Below are 22,139 nucleotides of genomic sequence, written 5' to 3'. Positions count from 1 at the left end.
AAAGATAATTTTCGTAAATTTTGATTTTCAGCGCATTTTGTAGAACTTTATCATCGATATTCTCTTATTTAACAAGTCATATGCGGAATACTAGACGCTTCACAACACAATCAAGTGTATGGCGAAATCTAGAACATCAATAAGTCATAAACTATAAATAACGCCTGTTGTGTTATTTCAGTTACTCATGATTAGCTTTGAGAGGTATCAAAGACAGCTTGGCAAGAAAGTTACTTGCCATAGCTGCCTCATAGAATCTTAAAGGGATCGAGTTTTAGGCTAGAGGTTGGTCAAATTCTTCAGGTTTTGGATAATCGCCAGTCAGGTCAGTGAGTTTGCCGTCTTCAAAGGTCAAAATAAGATGTTTTTTTACATCCTCACCGCGCTTTCTCATGCCGCGCTTCATCTCATAATAATAATACCAAGTATCATCACTAAAGCTATCTTCAACCACAGGGTTACCTAACACAAAGCGAACCTGCTCTTTGGTCATTTCTACTCTTAACTTGTTCACGTCTTTTTGATCTAAGAAATTACCCTGAGGCACGTCGATTCGATAAATCCAGTCGGTGCAGCCAGTTAAGAGCGTGAACGACAAGATAATAATGCTTAAAAACTTCATACGACTTCCATTTAAAAATTTCGCCAAGATACTACCTTACAAGGCTCTGACCAATCAATGCCTAATTGGTTCAAGTAGCAGTCAGAACGCAATTTGAGACGATTTTGTTTAAAAATTCATCACGAAGTTTGTGTAAGCCATCGTTTATTGTTTTAGTAGGTCTTTAGCGTTCGCAATTGCCGTGTCGGTAAGTTCATCTCCTGCAAGCAAGCGCGCGATTTCATTTACCCGCTCCTCTTTAGTGAGTTTGAGCACTTTTGTTTCGGTGCTAACGCCATCGGTTAATTTAGTAACAAATAACTGATGATGACCTTGTGCAGCAACTTGCGGCAAATGCGTCACGCAAATTACCTGAGACTGCGCCCCCAATTTGTTTAAGAGTTTGCCGACAATCGATGCGGTTTGTCCGCTTATGCCAGTATCAACTTCGTCAAATACTAGGGTAGGGATGCTGTAGTCTCGCGAACGAATGACCTGAATGGCCAAACCAATTCGGGCGAGCTCACCGCCAGACACCACTTTCTCTAGTACGTCTGGTGCTTGGCCGGGATTTACCGATACAAGCAAGCGTATTTCGTCATTTCCTTTTGCACTGGGTGCATTTTGTTCATGATGAGTCAGCGTTGTGCTTACCACCGCGTGAGGCAAATTCATTTGTTTAATACTTTGTGCAATCTCTTCGGAGAGCTTGTCTGCAGCGACCTGACGCGACTTATGTAGCGCATGAGCGCACTTGCGATAATCCTCTAGGGTTTGGGTGTAACTAGCTTCTAAATCAGCAAGCGAGGCTTCTTCGCTCTGTAATAAGGCAAGTTCGGCGGCAAGCTCAGCATGACAAATATGTAGATTTTCTGGCGCTACTGCGTGTTTGCGAGCCAAATCAAGGGCGCTTGCATAGCGCTGCTCAATTGCTTTTAACTGTTCTGGGTCGGTTTCAAGGCCCGATTGATAGTGAGAAAGCTCGGTATAAGCTTCTTCAGCCTGTATCACTGCGCCTTGCAGCAGTTCATGTGCGTCTTTTAATGCAGGGTCAGTATCTAAATTATCGGCTAAGCTCCGAAGGGCGGAGTTTAGCAGTGATAAGGCATTGTTTTGCTCGTCATCTTTTAATAGGTAGCACGACTTTTCGGCGCTCTCGATGAGTTCTTGAACAGAGTTGAGTTTTTTAAAATCGGCCTCAAGCTGTTCAAACTCACCTTCTGATAAAGCAAACAGGTCGAGTTCGTCCACCTGATATTGTAAAAGGCTTACGCGGTCGAGGCGTTGCTGTTGAGCTAGTTGTAGGGCCTTTAGGCGTTTAGATTGTTCGCTGTAATCAAGATAAGCTTGTTTAGTTTTGGCCAAAAGTTCGCTGTGCTGAGCATAGCCGTCTAGCAGTGCTAATTGATTGTCGGGTTTTAAAAACTGATGATGATCGTTTTGACCATGAATGTGAGCAACCATTGCGCCTAAGCTTTTGAGTTGGGCTAAGGTTACCGCAACGCCATTGATGAATGCTTTAGAGCGTCCCTCTTTGCTTACAACGCGGCGAATAAAGCACTCGTCTGGGTTATCGTCTTGTGCAAGCATTTGCTCATTAAGCCAGGCTTTAACTTTGGGTAACTTATTAATATCAAAATGCGTCACAACTTCTGCTCGCTGCGCGCCTTGGCGAACAATATTTGACTCAGCACGTTGTCCTAAACACAAGCCGAGGGCGTCTAGCGCGATTGACTTACCCGCGCCGGTCTCACCGGTGATGGCGGTTAAACCTTTATGCAGACTTAACTCAACATGTTTTACAACGGTAAAATTCTTAATATCTATATGAACAAGCATGATGCACACTCCCGCAATTGATACTGATAATATATACAGTATTTAGCAGTGTGTAAAGACTGGCTTTTAGCTTTGTTTTTGTAATTTTATGATGACGTAAATCGTCAATGCTAGCTTATATGTCGCTACTTAATACAGTTTACTGCCCCAGTTGAGCTTGGTGCGCAGCACATTAAAATAGTTGTAGTCGGGCGGGTGCACTAGGGTCAAATGCTTTTTATTCTTTCGAATTTTTACGTAATCTCCCGGCTCAACCGCTATTACCACATGGCTGTCGCAGCTGATTTGTACGCTATCGGTATTCTTTTTTGAAATTTTGAGCGTGATTTCACTGTTTGCATCTACCACAACCGGTCGGTTGCTTAAGGTGTGTGGAAACATAGGGACAAGCGTAAGAGCATCTAGGTGAGGCACGAGTATCGGACCGCCGCCAGAAAGCGAATACGCAGTAGAGCCTGTAGGTGTGGCAATAATCAAACCATCGGAGCGTTGACTAAACACAAAGTCGCTGCCCACATAGAGCTCAAATTCCATCATGTGTGCCACTTTACTATGGTGCAGTACCACCTCGTTTATCGCGCTATGAGATTGCTGCAACTTATCATCTCGGAACACTTGAGCTTCAAGAATAAAGCGTTTTTCGCGATAGGTTTTATTATTAAATATATGGTCGAGTTGCTGAGGAATATCTTCAGGGTTAATGTCGGTTAAAAACCCTAGGTTACCGCGGTTTACGCCCACCACATCCACGTCGTATTCGGCCAGTACACGTGCTGCGCCAAGCATATTTCCGTCTCCACCCACAACAATGGCGAGGTCTGCTTGTTCGCCTATTTGCGCCATCGACGCGGCATTTGAGCTATCGTTCATGCTCTGAGCTATGCGGTTCTCAATCAATATAGTGCAGTTGCGCTTATTGAGCTCGTCTATCAATATTTCAATACTGCTGTGAGTGGCTTCATGGCTTGGCTTTCCAATTAAACCCACAGTGGTGTACCGCATAAATAACTCTCTTCAAACATAAGCTTAGTAACAGATTATAGAAGCACACACAGCTTGCAAGAAAAAACTGTACTTACCTGTAAAATCTATGTGGTTTACTGAGTAAAAACAAAGCTTAGCTGCGTCTTTTTAATCTTAACCCTTGGAGCAATCGCTTAAATCTGGCGCTATCGAGCGGTCCAGCCACCGTCTAATACAATGGCCTGCGCGGTAATGTGTTTTGCTGCGCTACTCATTAAAAATTCTGCAGTGGAGGCAAGTTCGTCGATGCCGATAAACGATTTTTTCGGCATAGGCTCGAGCATAATTTTATTTACCACGTCTTCTTCGCTCATATCGTTTTCAATGGCTTGAGCCGCAATTTGCTTTTCAACTAAGGGAGTTTTTACATAAGCGGGGCACAGGGTATTGATGGTCACGTCCACATCGCCCGTTTCAAGAGCAAGAGTTTTTGCAAAGCCTAATAAACCGTGTTTTGCCGCCACATAAGCCGATTTATAAGGTGAAGCCACAACAGAGTGAATGCTGCCAATATTGATGATGCGGCCAAAGTTTTGTTGGCGCATATGGCCTAACAGAGCCTGTGTCAAAAGTGCAGGGCCCACCAACATAACATCTACTAATAGCTTCCATTTGTCAGCGGGGAAGTCTTCTAAGCAAGATACATGCTGAATACCTGCATTATTTATCAGCACATCGACGGGGTGATTGACGAGTCTGTTGGGCACAGAGGCAATATCAACAGGGTCTGCAAGGTCAACTTGTAAGGCTTGAGCGCTGTTAGCAAACGCTGCATTTAGCTTCGACACTGCATCATTAGCTGCCTGTAAATTAATGTCAGCAATGATAATGTGGTTGCCCAATGATGCTAAGTGCTCGGCAATGCCAAAGCCAATGCCGCTTGCACCGCCGGTAATTAATATATTTTTTGAGTTGGTCATGTTTTTCATTCCTTCCCTAATGCTTGCATCACTTGGTAGATGGCTTTTATCTGCGGGCCCGATTTGTTCGCGTAGTTTTCATCTGTGTATCCCCACCAGTCCCAGCAGCCTTGAGGGTTGAGTGGCATGAACATCGATTTTTTGACTTGAGGATACAGCACTACAATATCATTGTTTTGTGCCCACCGATTGAAACCTGCGTGTTGTGCATATTGTCGATCAACGTCAGACGCACTTTGGTTACAACCATGAAAGCTAATGTGTAGGCGACATCGCTTACCTTGCGCACAATTCTCGGGTATGAAGATAAAAGCGTCATCGCTGATAGACGTAGCGCTTAAATCAGTCAGGTCTGATAAATCGATTGTGCTGACTTGTAATGCAGAATCTGCTGAAGTGTTGCTATTTTTCACATCTGGCGGCGCTTGTATATTGGGGTATATAAACGACAAAATAGTACCGGCTGCGTCGTAGTTACAATTGCCCAAAAAAGGAGGCTCTGACACCTCGCATTTACTGCCATAAGACTCTGTTGGCATATGGTGTGCGAATGCTTCATCGTTGATATATTTGACGTTGTTTGCGGGAAGCCATTGTTTATATTGTTCGGCCAAAAGGTTAGCGGCAGTACGATTGACGGTAGTATCGTTTGTACCGTGAATGATCACTACTCGGTCATCTTGCAAGCTGTCTCGCGGCGCTAATTTTTGTTCTGCCAAATATGTCTCGTATTGCGCTAAAAACGGCGTATTTGTAATGCTTGAAGACGCTTTGTTTACGCACTGCCCCAAGGCTATGCCGATTTGTCCAAGCGCACAATAATAGGGGCCTGCGCCAACGATCCCAGCGCCTACAACATGCTCTGAGTGTGCAAGTTGAAACTGCGTGGCCATGTATCCGCCCGACGATAAACCGCTTACGCTGGTTTGTCTTGTATCAATATTTAAGGCTTGTAAAGTAGGGTTAGCCGCTGCAAAAGACGTAACGCTCAGTAAAACTACAGAGCATGCGCCTGCTATGGAGAGTGCTAAATTACGCTGTACGTTTATTAGTGTCATAATGCCTCCTACTCTGCCAGAAAAGTGCGAATGGTATCGCTGTATTGAGCAATGCCGCTTAAGCCCTCTAGATGCCCCAAAGAGCCATCTAAGTAATGCAGGTCAACCTCTTTATTTTGCTTACTTAAAATCGCAGCAGCCTGCTCGACGTGATAGGGCATTAACAGTTGGTCGTGCGTGGCCGGAATAAATAAGGTTTTTGCTTGAATTTGCGCAAGCCCCTGCTCAAGGTTACCTTTCATTCCCGTTATAAATAGCTGATTTGCACGCACCAAATATAGTAAATGGTTGGCGTCCATTTTGACGCTCCGCTCACCTGCACGCTGCATGAGCCAATTTATAATCGGCGGGGATTGCGTAATGTCGTATAGGTTGGCATGCGGGTCGGCGTTTGCTAGCAACTGTGAATTTAGGCTGTTGAAAAACTCAGGAGCAAGTGCGCTTTGAGTTATTAAGGCAAGCGCTGCGATTAAACCGCGGTGGGGCTGATTTTCTTTTGTTTGATCATAATAATTTCCATCGCGCCAGTTAGGATCTAACTTAATCGGCGTTGCCCATTGCTCTAGTAAAGCCGTAGTCCAGCCGTCGGCTTGCGCAGCACCAATAACAGATATTAGTCTGGCTACCTTATCAGGATAGGCCGATGCCCACTCAATAGCCTGCATTGAGCCCATTGACGGACCGGCAACCGCATATAATGTATGAATACCGAGTGATTCGAGCACAGACTTTTGCACGTTCACAAAATCTCGCATAGTCACAACCGGAAAACTTAAACCGTAAGGCTTGTTGGTATCGGGGTTAATACTTGCAGGACCGGTGGTAATAACAGTATCGTCAAACGCGTTTATGTTCACCAGACTGTCTACGCTTATCACAAAAAAACGCTCGGTATCAATGGCTTTACCGGGCCCAATTATCGCATCCCAGTAACCGGCTTCCTCATCATTAATTGAATATTTACCCGCGGCGTGAGAGCTGCCGGTAAAATAATGCGTGATCAAAATTGCATTGCTTTTGTCGGCATTTAAATGTCCATAGCTTTCCCAGCCAATTTTAACATCTTTAATTTGCTCGCCGTGAAAAGTTGTGAACAAATCGATGTGATGAACCTTTTTATTAACCAACATAATGTTCTCTTGTAAATTTGCATGTTCTGGCAATTGAGTGCTGCTTATTGTTTGCTCTGTTGATTGTGCGTCATAAACAATGGATAGGCCAAACAAACCCATCCCCATGATTGCGATAAACAGCCGTATCAGGAAAGACCTCGTTTTATCAAAAGAGCCCGCAGAGCGAACTTTGCTTAAACTACAGTTAAACGTCATTGCCAACATAACATCCCTTATTAAAACAATATAAATAGGCCAATTGCCATACTTAAGCCGATAAGAGGAACAACTACCGTGAGCGCTGCCATAGGTCCGTAAGCTGCCTGATGGGTCTCGTGGCATATGGCGCGAATTGTGGTCACCACGTATCCATTATGAGGCAGAGAGTCGAGTGCGCCTGAGCTAATCGACACGATGCGGTGGAGCTGCTCTGGGTCAACCCCTTGGTCAAGATAATAAGGGCCTACTAAAGGAAGTGCGATAGCCTGACCGCCTGAAGCGCTGCCTGTTAATCCTGCAATGACGCTTACCGCGATTGCTGCACCGATGAGCTCATTGCCCGGTATTTGCGTCATTATTTCTACCGTGCTTTGAAAGGCTTCTGTGGTTTTTGCAATTGCGCCAAAACCAACTACCGCAGCGGTATTGCCAATCGCTACCAATGCACCAGTGGTCCCAAGATTGACCGCTGCACCGAGGTTTTGAAAAAAGCGAAAGTTAATTAACATTAAGGTCAATACGCCACCGCCTAATGCAACAATGAGGGCCATTTCTTTATAGGTCTCATGAAACAAAAAAGAGATGACAAGCACAACAAATAAGGGAATGAGGCCCGTGGCAGGGTGCGGTAATTCACGGTCCTTGATTTCTGGGTCTTGGTCTTTCGGAGCAAAGCGCTCACCATTGGCAACGGCTTTGCTCACCATCTTTTTTAACCACCAATACCCGAATACAGCCATAAATACGGCAACCACTGCGCTAACTTCCCATGCGGCAAACGGAGATGTACCGAGATATTTAATGGGGATCCAATTTTGTATTTCTGGTGAGCCTGCTGAAGTCATTGTGAAGGTGACAGAGCCAAAAGCGAGAGTTGCAGGTATGAAACGCCTCGGGAGATTAGCATCTTTAAATAAACTCAGCGCCATCGGATACACTGAAAAGGCGACAACAAATACACTCACGCCGCCGTAGGTTAAAATTGCGCAAGCCGCCACTACCGCGAAAATCGCTTTTTTATAGCCGAGTTTACTTATGATCCAGCGGGCGAGTGAGTCTGCCGCGCCAGTATCTTCCATGAATTTGCCAAAAAGCGCGCCGAGCAAAAACATGAAAAACCAACTCGCGATAAACGAAGTGAAGCCGTTCATGTAGGTGTGCACAAAATTACCATCACCAACGAATACACTCATACCGCTTGTAAGCGCAACCAACAACGCGCACGCCGGTGCCGCAATGAATAGATTCATGCCGCGTATTGTTAATACAATGAGCAGCGCCAAACCGCCAATTAGACCGATTAAACTTAACATCCAAGTTATCCTGTTTGCATTAGTGTTGCCAAAGACTCAAGCAAACCACGTTAGTAAATTAAACGTGCTCAAGCCAAGCTAAATAAGATCTGTGACCGCAGATCGCCAGGATGTTTGCGAGTGTGAAGCAAAGCGACAATAAAACCCATAGTACGATGGTACTAGTTATTTATTAACGAAATTAACCTAAATTTAACACCAGACCGCAATCCCAGCAATTAGCGATAGTACTTTTCGTAAGGTCGTTAGTTGATACGTAGCTATGCAAAGCGCGCTTTGCATAAAATAACGATAAAGATGCTTTTAGGGAAATACTATGACACACAATAAATCATGTTTTACGAAAACGGCTTGTGCCCTCGCGGTACTTAGTTCATTAGGCGGAGCCTTACATGCACCTTTGGCTGTGGCGCAAAGCGATACAGATACACCAGAATCTGCGAAAAAAAGTCTTGAGGTTATTGAGGTAACCGCACGACGCACAGTGGAGTCTTTGCAAGAGGTGCCGGTAGCAGTCACGTCGATCAGTGCCGCCGACCTGCAAAACCGCGGGATTAGCGTACTCACTGAAGTTCAGCAATTTAGTCCAAATACAACCTTACAAACAAGTCGCGGCACCAACTCAACATTGACTGCCTTCATTAGAGGTGTGGGGCAGCAAGACCCCTTGTGGGGTTACGAGCCGGGTGTCGGTATTTACGTTGACGATGTTTATATCGCGCGGCCTCAAGGGGCGGTTCTCGATTTGTTAAATGTGCAGAGAGTAGAGGTTTTACGGGGGCCACAGGGCACACTATATGGCAAAAACACCATTGGTGGTGCGGTAAAATATGTAACCAAGGAAATGTCGGGCGATGCTCAGTTCAATGCGCAGGCTACGATTGGTAGCTATTCGCAGCGCGACATCATGGTGACCGGTCAGATGCCATTGATTGAAGATAAGCTTTACATTGGTGGGGGTTATGCCAATTTGAATCGAGACGGCTTTGGTGAATATTTGATTTCTGCTCTGCCTGACCAAGACACCGAAAACTACAACAAAGACTTATGGGCGGCAAGAGTCGCACTTGAATATCGTCCAACCGACAATCTATTTTTTAGACTCGATTGGGATAAAACCGAAGATACTTCAAACTCAAAGGGCGGTTTTAGACTATTACCCAGCATTCTAACCGATGCGCCAGTTCCGGGCAGTGTGTATGACTCCTACACAAGTTTACCAACTGAAAACTTAGTAGACGTTGAGGGATTTAGCTTTCTGGCACGTTATGACGTAAGCGATGCCCTGCAAATAAAATATGTCGCATCGAGCCGCGAGAGTACTTCACCTACCAACATTGATTTTGATAACACACCTGTTGACGTATTTGATGTACCAGCCATTTACGATGATGAAAACACGACCCACGAACTGCAGGCAAATTATTTAGGCAGTGGGTTTACGCTTACCGGAGGCATTTACTACTACGACGGTGAATCGTGCGGTAGCTTTGATGCGATTTTAGGTGCCTTAGGTCGAGTATTAGGCGCTCCTGGCCTTACTCGCGAGGTGACCGGTTGTAATAACTCTGAAAGTTGGGCTGCCTACACGCAAGCCAATATCGATTTAAGCGATAAACTTTCGTTAACGCTGGGCGCCCGTTACACCGACGAGCGTAAAGAAGCCTTTGTAAACAACGGTTTAATTTTTGCCAATGTGTACCCTGAATCGGGCTGGATCCCAAATTATGTTCGCCCTGATGGGACATTTCCGGGCAATAATTTGGTACCACAAGTCCTAGGACAAGATACCAACGGCGATGGCCTACTTGACTCCGCATCAGAAGAAAGCTGGTCACGCTTTACGCCCAGAGTAGGAGTTGATTACAAATTAAGCGATAAAATGATGGTGTTTGCGAGCTATTCGCAAGGCTTTAAATCGGGCACGTTTAACCCTCGCGCCACGATAAATGAACCGGCCGTAGATCCTGAAGTGGTCGACTCGTTTGAAGTAGGCGTGAAGGCAGATTTAAGCGACACGTTTAGAACAAACCTGACGTTGTTTAATCTTGATCACAAAGACCGTCAGTATATTTCGGTGTTGCCAGTATCATCGCCCACCGACTTAAATCAAATATTGGGGAATGTGGGTAAATCCAAGGCTTTTGGCCTAGAGGCTGAAATTACGTGGGTTGCCACCGACGCCCTTAGTTTTGACGTGGCGCTGGGATATATTGATGCTGATTTCAAAGAAGTTATTACAATTGGGGCGGACGGGCAGCCAAGCGATATATCTGATGCCTTCGCTATTTCAAATACACCCAAATATACAGCTAATTTTGCGGCAAACTATGCGCTGGATACCAGCTTTGGCTATGTGTTGCTGAGTGCAAACTACTATTATCGTGACGACTACAATATCGACGAAACCGCAGACAGTCTTTTAGGCCAAGAGGGATATGGCTTAGTCAATCTAAGTGCGACTTGGGAAAGCGTGTCTGGAGAGTTCTATGGTGGGCTGCATTTGAAAAACCTTACTGATGAAGAATACTTAGTGGGTGGTTATCAGTTTGTAAGCCCTGATGGCAACGGCGGTTTTATTCCGGGTACAGGCGGAGACAATACCTTGATTGGCTACTATGGTGATCCTCGAACAGTCCAGCTTACCTTTGGCTATCGTTTCTAGTGTGTTGGCGGCTGCGGCCGCCTTTTTTGTTTTTGACATTGAATTGAGCATGGCGTTAAATCGTCATCACTTATCAGCTTTAAGCGACAATTGACCATGGGAAGCGATTACACCGCATTAATTGCCGACGATCACCCGCTATTTCGCAGCGCGCTTAATCAGGTATTGTCTCAACAACTCAAGCTGAGCGTTGAACAGGCAGATAATTTCAGCCAAACCTACGCCGCGCTGCAAAAAAATCCTGATATTGATGTAGTGTGTTTAGATTTAAATATGCCAGATACTGATGGTCTAAGCGGCATAATACGTCTGCGTGCTGAGTTTCCAAACACCCTAATTATTGTGGTGTCAGGTGAAGAAAACCCATTAATAATAGCAAAATGTATCGCTTTAGGGGCCAGTGGTTTTATCCCAAAGTCAGTCAGTTTAGAGAGTATTTCACAGGCTGTGACAGCCGTGCTTGATGGTGAACAGTGGATCCCTCCCGATTTTGAAATGCCGGAACGTCAGAGCCAGCAACATGAGCAATATCGTATGCTAGAGACCCTCACGCCTCATCAGTTAAAAGTCTTAAATATGATAGCTAAGGGTTTGTTAAATAAACAAATTGCATACGAATTAGATATTTCTGAATCTACTGTTAAGCAGCATGCATCAGCAGTGCTGCGTAAGTTAGGCGTAAACAATCGCACGCAAGCGGGCATAATGTTCAAGCAATTGATGAGCCTTGAACAAGGGTAAGGCAGTGCGTGGTACCACAAAAAGTTAACTCAGTACTCTGTCTCTGCCTGCGGCTTTTGCCTGATATAGCTTAATGTCGGCCTGGCGAATCGTCTCTTCAAACGACATGTGCCGGTGTGCGCTTGCGATACCAAAGCTCATGCTCAAGCCTAATTCACTCAACTGAGGAATATCAATGTCGTGATTGATACCGTGGCGTATTTTGTGAACGACCTTCTCGCTAGTTTCAATATCGGCATTCGCTAAAATAATCAAAAATTCTTCGCCACCCCATCGGCTTACAATATCCGAGTCGCGCACATTGTTTTTTAACACACTGGCGATTTCTCGAATGGCAGTATCACCCACTTGATGACCCAGTGAATCGTTGATCTGCTTAAAGTTGTCTACATCTCCAAGCACTAGAGAATAGCTATCAAAGCTTCGTCTGCGCTGCTCAGTCTCTGAGCTTTCCATCAAATCATGCACAAAGCGGCGATTGTATGTACCGGTTAAGTCATCCATATTTGCTTGAGAAAATAGCTCTTTTTCGTTGTCTGAATTTGTGGAGCGTAAATACAGTATGGTTAATACAAACGGCAGTGCTGCAAATAGCACATTGGTCGCATAAACATAATTTACGATAGGTGCCAGTGCGTAGGTAAATTCAACGTTTTTCGTGGCGATGCTCAAAACAATAAAACCAATAATCACGATAACGCAGAAAAAAGTAGACTGTTTTAGTTTGTTCGACGGCATGGTCAGTAACAGGCCGATGAGCGGCCATAGATAAAATTGAAATCCCAAGTCGGGCCCAACAAATGAGGTCGCTAAAATAGCATGAATGAACATCTCAGCAGTTACAATGTGCACAGCCCATTCATAGCGTTGTTTTTGGGACAGCACAAAGGCATATATCCACACACCGATACTCAAAATATTGAATATGGCCATAAAAGTAGCGCCCATAAAGGCAAATAAAAACAAAAATAGAATGTGAGCGATGGCACCAATAAAACAAATCACCTTTAACGACGCCTGAAGCCTGATGTCGCTGTATTTCAATTCTAGTGCTTTGTAACTGTCTTCTAAGTGGTCTTTACCACTGACTGAGGTTTTCATGAATGTCCTATAAAACGAGAGTACTGACTCTAACTAACTGCGTAAATCGAACTGCTTGAGGTTTTGACTTTAAAAGGCAGTGATGCAACCTTTAGTCAAAATTAACCGTCAAACGCTGTATTTTACACGTTTAAGCGTGTTTGTATTAGTCTTTTTAACGCCGCGCTCTTAATAGGTTTAGGTAAGTAGCGCATGCCATGAGATAGCGCTTGTTCTTGGATGTGTTCTGAGCGGTCAGCACTGCTAAGGATGCTAGGCAGTTGCGTATTAAATTTATTGTTGAGCGCCGCACAAACGCTTACACCGTCGTCACCGCTGTCTAAATGAAAATCGGCAATAATGAGACTTGGCTGTTGCCTGACATCTAGGGCCGACTGCATATTATTGGCAAACACGATACTTGCCCCCCAATCTTTGAGAATTGCGCCTAATGCGGCTGCGATTTGTTGGTCGTTTTCAAGCACCAAGACCAAGTGGCCACTTAAAAAAGCCGGACTCGTATGCTGCTTGCTACGCTGCCCTACATTAATTTGCGCTGCCCTCGGCGCTTTTCGTCTGGGCATCAACAAGCCGAAACGTGTGCCTTTTCCCAGTTCCGATTCAAGCTCTATTTTCAGGCCCAGAAGTTCGCAGCTTCGTTCAACAATGGTTAAGCCTAATCCAAGCCCCGTGCTGTCCTGAGTTTGGTTTAAACGCTGGAACTCGTTAAATATTCTGCTTTGATTGTTCTTTGCGATGCCTCGACCGGTATCAATAACCATGATTTCACACTGATGATGCTCCCGTCGTTTAACGCCAAGCAGTACCTTGCCTGCATCAGTATAGCGAATGGCGTTTGCCAATAAGTTCTGAATAATACGGCTGAGCAAGCGTTTGTCGGTGCGCACCCAAATCCCGCTTGATTGATATCGCAGTTCTATATTTTTCTGAGCGGCAATAACAGCAAAATCGTTTGCTAAGTTGCAAAGCAATTCGTCTAATGAAAAGTCAGTTGGAGAGGGAACAATTTTACCCGTATCAAGTTTTGTGATTTCAATAAGCATGCTAAGCACTTGGTCAGCATTTTCTAGAGACTGAACCAAGTGCGCTGATATGTCATGAAACTCTGTTTTCGTTAGCTTTTCATGAAGCATTGAGGCGAACAAGGTGGCTGCATTAAACGGCTGCATCAAATCATGACCCGTGGCCGCTAAAAATTTAGTTTTTGAGACATTCGCGTATTCAGCCTCTGTTTTAGCGGCCTCTAATTCCTTTGTACGAAGCGCAACCCGTTGCTCTAATTCTTCTTTCGCTTTTTCGAGTTCGCGCTGAATATCAATGTATTGCGTAATGTCGGTAAATGAGGTGATATAACCGCCACCCGGAAGAGGGTTTCCCGATATCTCAATGGTTTTGTGTTGACTATGCTTACGAACGAATTGATAAGCTTGACATTTTTTCATCAACGCTATGCGTTTTTCAACTAATTCACGAGTGTGCTGCTGGTGCAATGCTGAGTCATCTCTGTTGTCAGAAATTAGCCCACGTTCAGCGTTGAATAAAAGGATATCTTCAATGCTTAAGCCTTGGCTTAAAAAACCCTCAGGATACTCAAAAAGCGTCTCGTATGCTTGGTTCCAAACAACAAGCTTTAGATCAGAATCTACCACGCTAATCCCTTGCTTTAGGTGAGCGATGGAAGATTGCAATACCTCATGATTAAATTGAAAAGACTGCGTCGCCATTTCAACCAGTTCTGTCAATTCGTCGCTATTGTCTGTGCTGTGTTCCGATATGGCATTCAGCAGTATTCGAGCACTGGCATTGCCCACGTGGGCCGCCAAGGTTTGTTCAGCCTCTTGCAGGAGCGAGGCACTAAGCATTTTTGCGTTTGAAGATGAACGATTGTCTATTTTGTTGGCAAATTCGGCGGCAGTTTGCTGGGGAAGTATCCGCGCGACCATGGTTTTTAACTTATCCGCCGGAATATTCAACGAGGATTGCGTTAAACGCAAATCGCTCAAGGGGTTGATAAGCGTCGTTTTGTTTAGCAATGAACCAAGCAACGCAATACTGAAGTTACATCCCAGCGAGATAAAGATAGCGCTGGCAAAGCTCTCATCGCTAGGTGCAGGCGCAAAGTAATAACTTGAGAGAATGGCCGGATATAGCATCTGAGCAATGACTACGCCGGCACCAAACAACAATCCTGTGATAACAGCAAGCTTATGGGTTTTTTGCCAATAAAGGCCGCATAATATAGCCGGAAGCGTTTGCGCCATCAAAGCGATGGCGATGGTGCCTGATTTAACCAATGGAGCCGACTGACTTACGTTTTGATGATACCAATAAGCAATGAATAACAGCACAACTATGGTTGCTTGTCGTATGCGCAGCAGTTGATGCGCCGAAAGCTTGCTATGTTCTTGTCGAAGGTGCCCAGAGTAAAGCCATAGAGGCGTTAGAAGGTTATTCGCGACCATGTTGCCCAAAGCCAAAGTGGCTACAATCACCATGCTGGTAGATGCAGCAAGGCCACCAATATAAGCGGCGATGGTTACGCCGTGATTATTTTGCGCTATCGGAATAGACAAAACAAAGTTGTCTGCATTGCTGTAGTTACTAAGTGTCTGTGAATCGAGCGTATTGCCGTCAAATATGAGCTGTCCGGTAAGCGCAATAGGCAATATAAACAGAGTCATTAAACACAAATATATGGGAAATACCCAGCGCGCATGGCGAAGCTCACTGTCACTGTTATTCTCGATAAAGGTGATATGGAATTGACGAGGCAAACAAAACATAGAACACACCCCAAGCAAAATATGGCTGGCGTAAATCCATGTTGCAAAAGGCTGGTTAAGGAGGACTCTGGTAGTATCAGAATCGAGTGCTTTGTCGATGAGATGCAACCAACCATCTGAAAGCCAGTACACGCAATATATGCCGACAACCAGAAGACCGCATAATTTAAGCAGCGATTCAAACGCAATGGTCAACATCAAACCGTCTCGTTTTGTGGTTAAATCCAGCGTTCTTGAGCCAAACCAAATGGCAAACACGGCCATAAAAATCGTGACGTAAAAGCTTATGGAAGCAGACCATGTTGAGTTGTCTATGGTCATTAAGGTGATAGCAGAGCTTATGGCATCTAGCTGCAGAGCGATATATGGAATAACGCCGATAAAACAGAGGGTAACCACCATGCCCGCTAAAAGATTCGAATGCTGATAGCGAATCCCAATGAATTCAGCCAGCGATGTGATTTTATGCTCCCGACAAAGCTTCGCGATTTTGCAAAGCGCTGAAAAGCCAAACAACATCACCAATACGATACCCAAATAAGTGGGTATTATCGCCCAACCAAATTCAAGCGCTTGAGTAGTTGTGCCAAAAAACGCCCAAGACGTGCAGTGTACGCCCAATGCCAGAGCGTAAACGGAGCGGGGAGGTCGACCAACTTTATTTCCCCATGTTGCTACCGCAAATAGCAGCAGCACATAAGCACCGGTTATTGACGCGAGCGTCCAAATTGAAAACATTTACATCCTTAAATCAGGAAAAATCACCTCACACAGCTACATCCTAAAAAAAATCAAAAAAGTGCCTTGAAGCCCTTTGATTTATCCCCATTATAGCCAGCATTGCAAATAGTTGACTAGCCAAAGTAAGCGCGGAGAAGAGAATGAGTCAAGAACAGGATGCGAATCAGCCTAAGCCTGAAGAAGTCGAAATTGTTGAGGGTGACCAAAGCAATGATGAAGCAGTCTCTGTAGAAGGCGAGGTGCAGAGTTTAGAAGAAGCGCAAATTCAAGCGCTTGAAGAAGAACTCGCAAAAGCACAAGCCACCATTGAAGAGCAAAAAGACGGTGTGCTGAGAGCCAGAGCAGATATTGAAAACGCACGGCGCAGAGCCGAGCAAGAAATAGACAAAGCCCGTAAGTTTGCGCTCGAAAAATTTGCCAGTGAACTGTTGCCGGTAATCGACAATCTTGAGCGTGCTATGCAGTCTGCTAATGGCGCAGATGAAAGCATAAAGCCTTTACTCGACGGTGTAGACTTAACGTTGAAGTCATTCATATCAACGATTGAAAAGTTTGGCCTAGAAATAGTTGACCCACAAGGCGAAAGCTTTAATCCAGATCATCATCAAGCTATGTCGATGCAAGAATCTGACGAAGTAGCGCCGAATACTGTGTTGGCAGTTATGCAAAAAGGTTATTTGCTAAACGGACGTCTACTCAGGCCTGCGATGGTGATGGTATCGCGCGCGTCGTCTGAAGGTGTAGATACTCAGGCATAAGCTAAAGGCGAATACTATTTAAGTAGACAAGAATTTAAAAAATTCTCGAATAGGCCTATTGAAATTAGGGGTATTAGCCCCACTTATTCATCAAGTAATTAATTTAGTCACAAACGAATTTTTGGAGAGATATACATGGGTAGAATCATTGGTATCGACTTAGGTACAACCAATTCATGTGTTGCCGTACTCGACGGCGATAAAGCGAAAGTTATTGAAAACGCAGAGGGCGATCGTACTACTCCCTCAATCATTGCCTACACGCAAGATGGCGAGACCTTAGTGGGTCAACCTGCAAAGCGTCAGGCAGTGACTAACCCTAAAAACACTTTGTTCGCAATCAAGCGCTTGATTGGTCGTCGCTTTGAAGACGAAGAAGTGCAGCGCGACATCGACATCATGCCATTTGCGATTGTTAAAGCCGACAACGGCGATGCATGGGTAGAAGGCAATGGCGAGAAAATGGCGCCTCCGCAGATATCTGCCGAAGTCCTTAAAAAAATGAAGAAAACCGCTGAAGATTATTTAGGCGAAGAGGTAACTGCAGCAGTAATCACAGTACCTGCCTACTTTAACGATGCACAGCGTCAAGCAACAAAAGACGCCGGACGTATCGCTGGCCTTGAAGTTAAGCGTATCATCAACGAGCCTACTGCGGCTGCACTTGCTTACGGCATGGACAGACAAAAAGGCGACAACGTAGTTGCAGTGTACGACTTAGGTGGTGGTACTTTTGATATTTCGATTATTGAAATTGATAACGTTGACGGTGAGCACACCTTTGAAGTACTTGCCACTAACGGTGACACGCACTTAGGCGGTGAAGACTTTGACAACCGAATGATCACTTATTTGGTAGATGAGTTCAAAAAAGACCAAGGCTTTGACTTACGCAAAGACCCGCTAGCCATGCAGCGTTTGAAAGAAGCAGGCGAGAAAGCGAAAATTGAGCTGTCTTCTGCCCAGCAAACAGAAGTAAATTTGCCTTACATTACAGCAGATGCCTCTGGTCCTAAGCATTTAGCGATTAAAGTAACGCGCGCTAAATTAGAGTCGTTGGTTGAAGACCTAGTGAAGAAATCACTTGAGCCATTGAAGCAAGCACTTGCTGATGCTGATTTGTCGGTAGGCGACATTAACGACATCATTTTAGTAGGTGGCCAGACGCGTATGCCGCTAGTGCAAAAATACGTAACTGACTTCTTCGGTAAAGCGCCGCGTAAAGACGTGAACCCTGATGAAGCAGTAGCTGTGGGTGCCGCTATTCAAGGTGGCGTATTGTCTGGTGAAGTGAAAGACGTATTGCTACTAGACGTAACGCCCCTGTCGTTAGGTATTGAAACAATGGGCGGTGTAATGACGCCATTGATTGAAAAGAACACCACCGTACCGACCAAGAAGTCTCAAACCTTCTCAACGGCAGATGATAATCAGTCAGCGGTAACGGTACATGTGCTACAGGGCGAGCGTAAGCAAGCGTCGGGCAATAAATCTTTAGGCCAGTTTAATCTTGAAGGTATAAGACCTGCACCTCGTGGTACCCCGCAAATCGAAGTGACCTTTGATATTGACGCGGACGGTATTTTGCATGTATCAGCAAAAGACAAAGATACGGGCAAAGAGCAGAAGATCACGATTAAAGCATCTTCTGGCTTGAGTGAAGACGAAATTAACCAAATGGTACAAGACGCAGAAGCTAACAAAGAGGCAGACGCGAAGTTTGAAAAACTAGTTGCTGCTCGTAACCAAGCGGATGGTCTCATTCACGGCACGCGCACTCAGGTTGAAGAAGCAGGCGATGCCCTAGAAGCCGACGAGAAAGCTAAAATTGAAGCGGCGATTGATGAGCTAGAAGTAGCCCGTAAAGCCGACGACGTAGAAGCCATTGAGCAGAAGAGCCAAGCCTTAATTGAAGCGTCAGCCAAGTTGATGGAAATCGCTCAAGCTAAAGCTGCTGCACAAGGCGCAGAAGGTCAGGCGCAGGGTGAAGCTGAGCAAGCTAACAGCGGCGACGATGTTGTTGACGCTGAGTTTGAAGAAGTGAAAGACGACGATAAAAAGTAAGACGTTTTTCGCAGACTAGCGGTAATTGAGCCATCAGGCGCATTCTCTGAAAGGGGTCTGCGCCTGTTGTGTAATCAAGATTTGTAAATTCAATGCATTAGCAGGAATAGTGGTTTATGTCTAAAAGAGACTATTACGAAGTACTAGGCGTGGCAAAAGGTGCCAGTGAGCGCGATATCAAAAAAGCCTATAAAAAGCTCGCGATGAAATATCACCCCGACCGCGCGCAAGGTGATAAGTCTTTGGAAGAAAAATTCAGGGAAGTACAAGAGGCCTACGAGATATTGTCGGACGAGCGCAAACGCGCCGCGTACGACCAATATGGACATGCAGGTGTTGATCCAAACCGAGGCGGCGGCGCTGGCGCAGCTGATTTTGGTGATATTTTTGGTGATGTATTTGGCGATATTTTTGGCGGCGGCAGAGGACGTCAATCTAGAGCACGTCAAGGTTCAGACCTACGCTACAACTTAGAGATGAGTTTAGAAGAAGCGGTACGTGGTAAAGAAGTTGAGATTCGCGTACCTACATTGGTTGAGTGTGATACCTGTCACGGGTCGGGTGCTAAAAAAGGCAGTTCCCCCACAACATGCCCAACCTGTAAAGGAAACGGCCAAGTGCAGATGCGCCAAGGCTTTTTTGCGGTTCAGCAGACGTGTCCAACGTGTTCTGGAAAAGGCAAAATTATTTCGGACCCGTGTAATCCATGTCGAGGCCAAGGCCGCGTAGAAAAAACCAAAACGCTGTCGGTTAAAGTGCCACCGGGAGTAGACACTGGCGATAGAATACGCCTAAGCGGTGAAGGTGAAGCCGGAGAGCAAGGCGCACCAGCCGGAGATTTATACGTACAGGTGCACGTGCGTGACCATCATATATTTACTCGAGACGGAAATAACTTGTATTGCGAAGTACCACTGGGCTTTACCACCGCGGCGCTAGGTGGCGAAATTGAGGTCCCTACGCTCGACGGTAAAGTAAAGTTGAAAATTACGCCAGAAACGCAAACAGGCAAAATGTTCAGGCTGCGTGGTAAAGGCGTTAAGTCGGTGCGAAGTGGTGCTGTAGGCGACCTAATGTGCAAGGTAGAAATTGAAACGCCCGTGAATTTGTCGAGCAAACAAAAAGAACTGTTAGAAGAATTTGAGGCCACTTGTACCGGACAAGGTGCAAAACATCGCCCAAAGGAAAAAGGTTTTTTTGATGGCGTTAAACAGTTTTTTGATGATTTAAAGAGCTAGTTAGCGACTGATTAAAAACCAGATTGTTTTTACTGACGGTTTTTAGCGACATAACAAATATTTAGAAAAACCAGCGAGAGCTGGTTTTTTTATTGGCTAACATTTATGCACAAAGACTAATGGCTGTGGCTGAGCGCATTGACAAGGTGCAGAGGCAATACTTACCAAAAATTAACTAAATTTAATCTTTTAATTAACATTAAAACTAAACTTCTTAGGTGCTCAATTTGTAATCATCTTGAACATTGTTGCTACTTAAATATTGTTTAACGGATTTTGTAGACCACTACACGCAATAAATTATTAATAGAGAGCAAAAGATGAAAAATATAAAAACAGCATTAATTACTTTGGGGAGCGTATTTGCGCTCAGCGCCTGTTTTGACGGCGTAGACAACGACAACACAGTAGAAAATCCTCCCACGCCGCCGCAGGCGAACGCTAGTGTGAGAGTAATACATGCCTCACCCGATGCGCCCGACGTAAACGTATTAAGTAGCGGCAACGGCATTGCTGGCTTAAATGATTTAGCATACGGCACAGCGTCGGGTTTATCATTTTTCCGCACCGGTCCGTTTAATTTTACCGTTGATGCCCAACTTCCCGGCGGCGATACGGCAACGGTTATTGAGTTACCAGCATCGCTTGAAGATAATAAACAATATAACGTAATTGCCGTTGGCGACACGGCAAACATTGCGCCTTTGTTGGTGGTTAACGACGAGAGCGAAGTAGGTAGCGGCAACATACGCGCTCAAGTAGTGCATGGCGCGCCTGATGCACCAACCGTAGACGTATATGTAACTGCGCCCGGCACAGACTTAGCATCTGAGCAGGCACTTGCAACCTTAAGCTTTCAAGATTTTACCGGTCAGGTTGAAGTACCTGCGGGCACTTATCAGATTCGCGTAGCAGTGGCAGGCACAACCACCGTAGCGTTTGATTCTGGTCCCTTAGACTTAGCCGCGGGAGCAGATTTGTTAATTACCGCAATTGAGAATGTAGGCCCTGGTGCATCGCCAATTAATCTATTAGTCGCTGATGGCGCAGGCTCATTTGTAGTTTCAGATGTAAATACGCCAGCAGAAGTAAGAGCCATACATGGTATTGCTGACGCGCCAGCGGTAGATGTATTTGCCGATGTAGCCGGTGACGACGACATCCTTCTGTTCGACGGCGCACCGTTTAAAGGCGTGACTCTTTATATTGACGTGGCTGGCGGTGATTACCTGCTCGACGTTAAGGCTGATGCAGATAACAGCATTGTTGCAATAGACGACGCTGCGGTGAGCTTGATGGCAGGTACTCGCTACACTGCTTTAGCTAACAACACGCTCGCCATGGCAGACTTAGATTTGATTATTGACGATGGCCGCCCTTTGGCAACTGCTGCGCAAGTGAGAATATTTCACGCGTCACAAGCTACAGGACCTGTTGATATCTACGTTACGGCAGACGGAAATATTGCGGGTATGACGCCAGCGTTCAGCGCTGTTCCATACAGCACAGGTACATTGGCTGAAACCGGTTATGTGCAGCTTCCAGCGGGTGATTACTTTGTAACGGTAACGCCTACCGGCACTATGACCGCTGCGATCGAGACGGGCATGCTAACGCTAGAAGTTGGTAAAATATATACCGCAATTGCAGTAGACGGTGATGTTGCTGGCGCAGGTCCACAGCTGATTTTAGCGGATGATTTTTTATAGTCTGCGTATTTATACAGCACCGAAAATAGCAACGAATGAAGCGCTGAGTTTGAAAGATTACCGTAAATCAATCAGTCGAAGCGTTTTATTAAAAAGCAAGATTTGAAAGCCCTGAAATAACAGTTGTTTCAGGGCTTTTTCCGTGAATTAAGTAAAACATCTAACGCAAGATTGGATAGAGATTTATAACAACGAACGGCCACATAATTCACTTAATGATATGTCACACATTGAGTATAAAAATGCGACTTAAG

The 22,139-nt window shown here is 45.2% G+C and carries 15 protein-coding genes and 1 pseudogene; 7 read left to right on the top strand and 9 right to left on the bottom strand.

Going from position 1 to position 22,139, the window contains the following annotated elements; all coding sequences use genetic code 11:
• Positions 1 to 274 precede the first annotated feature (274 nt).
• The 7 genes from ACFO4O_RS06180 to ACFO4O_RS06150 all read right to left on the bottom strand — a co-directional run bounded on the left by ACFO4O_RS06180 (position 275) and on the right by ACFO4O_RS06150 (position 8,085).
• Positions 275 to 622: an outer membrane protein assembly factor BamE gene (locus ACFO4O_RS06180; protein ID WP_382406546.1), complete on the bottom strand. Its 348-nt coding sequence runs from the start codon at positions 620 to 622 to the stop codon at positions 275 to 277.
• A gap of 144 nt (positions 623 to 766) precedes the next feature.
• On the bottom strand, positions 767 to 2,440 hold the full coding sequence (gene recN / locus ACFO4O_RS06175) for a DNA repair protein RecN (protein ID WP_382406544.1): 1,674 nt from the start codon (positions 2,438 to 2,440) through the stop codon (positions 767 to 769).
• Between the two features lie 129 nt (positions 2,441 to 2,569).
• A complete protein-coding gene (nadK, locus tag ACFO4O_RS06170; RefSeq protein WP_382406542.1) occupies positions 2,570 to 3,442 on the bottom strand; it encodes an NAD(+) kinase in 873 nt (290 codons plus the stop codon).
• A 167-nt stretch (positions 3,443 to 3,609) separates the two neighbouring features.
• Entirely contained in the window at positions 3,610 to 4,383 is a 774-nt protein-coding gene (locus tag ACFO4O_RS06165; protein WP_382406540.1) for a 3-hydroxybutyrate dehydrogenase, read from the bottom strand.
• 5 nt (positions 4,384 to 4,388) lie between these two features.
• Positions 4,389 to 5,441 (bottom strand): extracellular catalytic domain type 2 short-chain-length polyhydroxyalkanoate depolymerase, encoded by a 1,053-nt coding sequence (locus tag ACFO4O_RS06160; RefSeq protein WP_382406538.1) that lies wholly within the window; start codon positions 5,439 to 5,441, stop codon positions 4,389 to 4,391.
• Between the two features lie 8 nt (positions 5,442 to 5,449).
• Entirely contained in the window at positions 5,450 to 6,769 is a 1,320-nt protein-coding gene (locus ACFO4O_RS06155; protein WP_382406536.1) for an E22 family MetX-like putative esterase, read from the bottom strand.
• 20 nt (positions 6,770 to 6,789) lie between these two features.
• Positions 6,790 to 8,085 (bottom strand): GntP family permease, encoded by a 1,296-nt coding sequence (locus tag ACFO4O_RS06150; protein WP_382406534.1) that lies wholly within the window; start codon positions 8,083 to 8,085, stop codon positions 6,790 to 6,792.
• A gap of 316 nt (positions 8,086 to 8,401) precedes the next feature.
• Between ACFO4O_RS06150 and ACFO4O_RS06145 the strand changes: the two genes are divergently transcribed.
• Both ACFO4O_RS06145 and ACFO4O_RS06140 read left to right on the top strand, forming a co-directional pair.
• Entirely contained in the window at positions 8,402 to 10,750 is a 2,349-nt protein-coding gene (locus ACFO4O_RS06145) for a TonB-dependent receptor (RefSeq protein ID WP_382406532.1), read from the top strand.
• A gap of 96 nt (positions 10,751 to 10,846) precedes the next feature.
• On the top strand, positions 10,847 to 11,491 hold the full coding sequence (locus ACFO4O_RS06140; RefSeq protein WP_382406530.1) for a response regulator transcription factor: 645 nt from the start codon (positions 10,847 to 10,849) through the stop codon (positions 11,489 to 11,491).
• Between the two features lie 24 nt (positions 11,492 to 11,515).
• Here the strand turns inward: ACFO4O_RS06140 and ACFO4O_RS06135 are convergent, their stop codons facing one another.
• Complete coding sequence (locus ACFO4O_RS06135) at positions 11,516 to 12,592, bottom strand: GGDEF domain-containing protein (protein ID WP_382406528.1); 1,077 nt, start codon at positions 12,590 to 12,592, stop codon at positions 11,516 to 11,518.
• Between the two features lie 122 nt (positions 12,593 to 12,714).
• Positions 12,715 to 16,113: a PAS domain-containing hybrid sensor histidine kinase/response regulator gene (locus ACFO4O_RS06130; protein WP_382406526.1), complete on the bottom strand. Its 3,399-nt coding sequence runs from the start codon at positions 16,111 to 16,113 to the stop codon at positions 12,715 to 12,717.
• A gap of 143 nt (positions 16,114 to 16,256) precedes the next feature.
• Between ACFO4O_RS06130 and grpE the strand changes: the two genes are divergently transcribed.
• The 5 genes and pseudogenes from grpE to ACFO4O_RS06105 all read left to right on the top strand — a co-directional run.
• The gene (gene grpE, locus ACFO4O_RS06125; RefSeq protein ID WP_382406524.1) at positions 16,257 to 16,874 is read left to right on the top strand and encodes a nucleotide exchange factor GrpE; all 618 of its coding nucleotides are present in this window, start codon (positions 16,257 to 16,259) and stop codon (positions 16,872 to 16,874) included.
• A 135-nt stretch (positions 16,875 to 17,009) separates the two neighbouring features.
• Positions 17,010 to 18,938 (top strand): molecular chaperone DnaK, encoded by a 1,929-nt coding sequence (gene dnaK, locus ACFO4O_RS06120; RefSeq protein WP_382406522.1) that lies wholly within the window; start codon positions 17,010 to 17,012, stop codon positions 18,936 to 18,938.
• A gap of 116 nt (positions 18,939 to 19,054) precedes the next feature.
• Positions 19,055 to 20,176, top strand: a complete 1,122-nt coding sequence (gene dnaJ / locus ACFO4O_RS06115; protein ID WP_382406520.1) for a molecular chaperone DnaJ — start codon at positions 19,055 to 19,057, stop codon at positions 20,174 to 20,176.
• A gap of 320 nt (positions 20,177 to 20,496) precedes the next feature.
• On the top strand, positions 20,497 to 21,885 hold the full coding sequence (locus tag ACFO4O_RS06110) for a DUF4397 domain-containing protein (RefSeq protein ID WP_382406518.1): 1,389 nt from the start codon (positions 20,497 to 20,499) through the stop codon (positions 21,883 to 21,885).
• A 160-nt stretch (positions 21,886 to 22,045) separates the two neighbouring features.
• Positions 22,046 to 22,138, top strand: a pseudogene (locus ACFO4O_RS06105) (integrase core domain-containing protein); the annotation flags it as partial.
• Position 22,139 lies beyond the last annotated feature (1 nt).

The sequence above is a fragment of the Glaciecola siphonariae genome, from assembly GCF_042652645.1.
In the GTDB taxonomy this organism is placed as follows: Bacteria; Pseudomonadota; Gammaproteobacteria; order Enterobacterales; family Alteromonadaceae; genus Glaciecola; species Glaciecola siphonariae.
The sequence above is the reverse complement of the archived record's forward strand: the minus strand, read 5'-3'. Positions and strand labels throughout refer to the sequence as shown.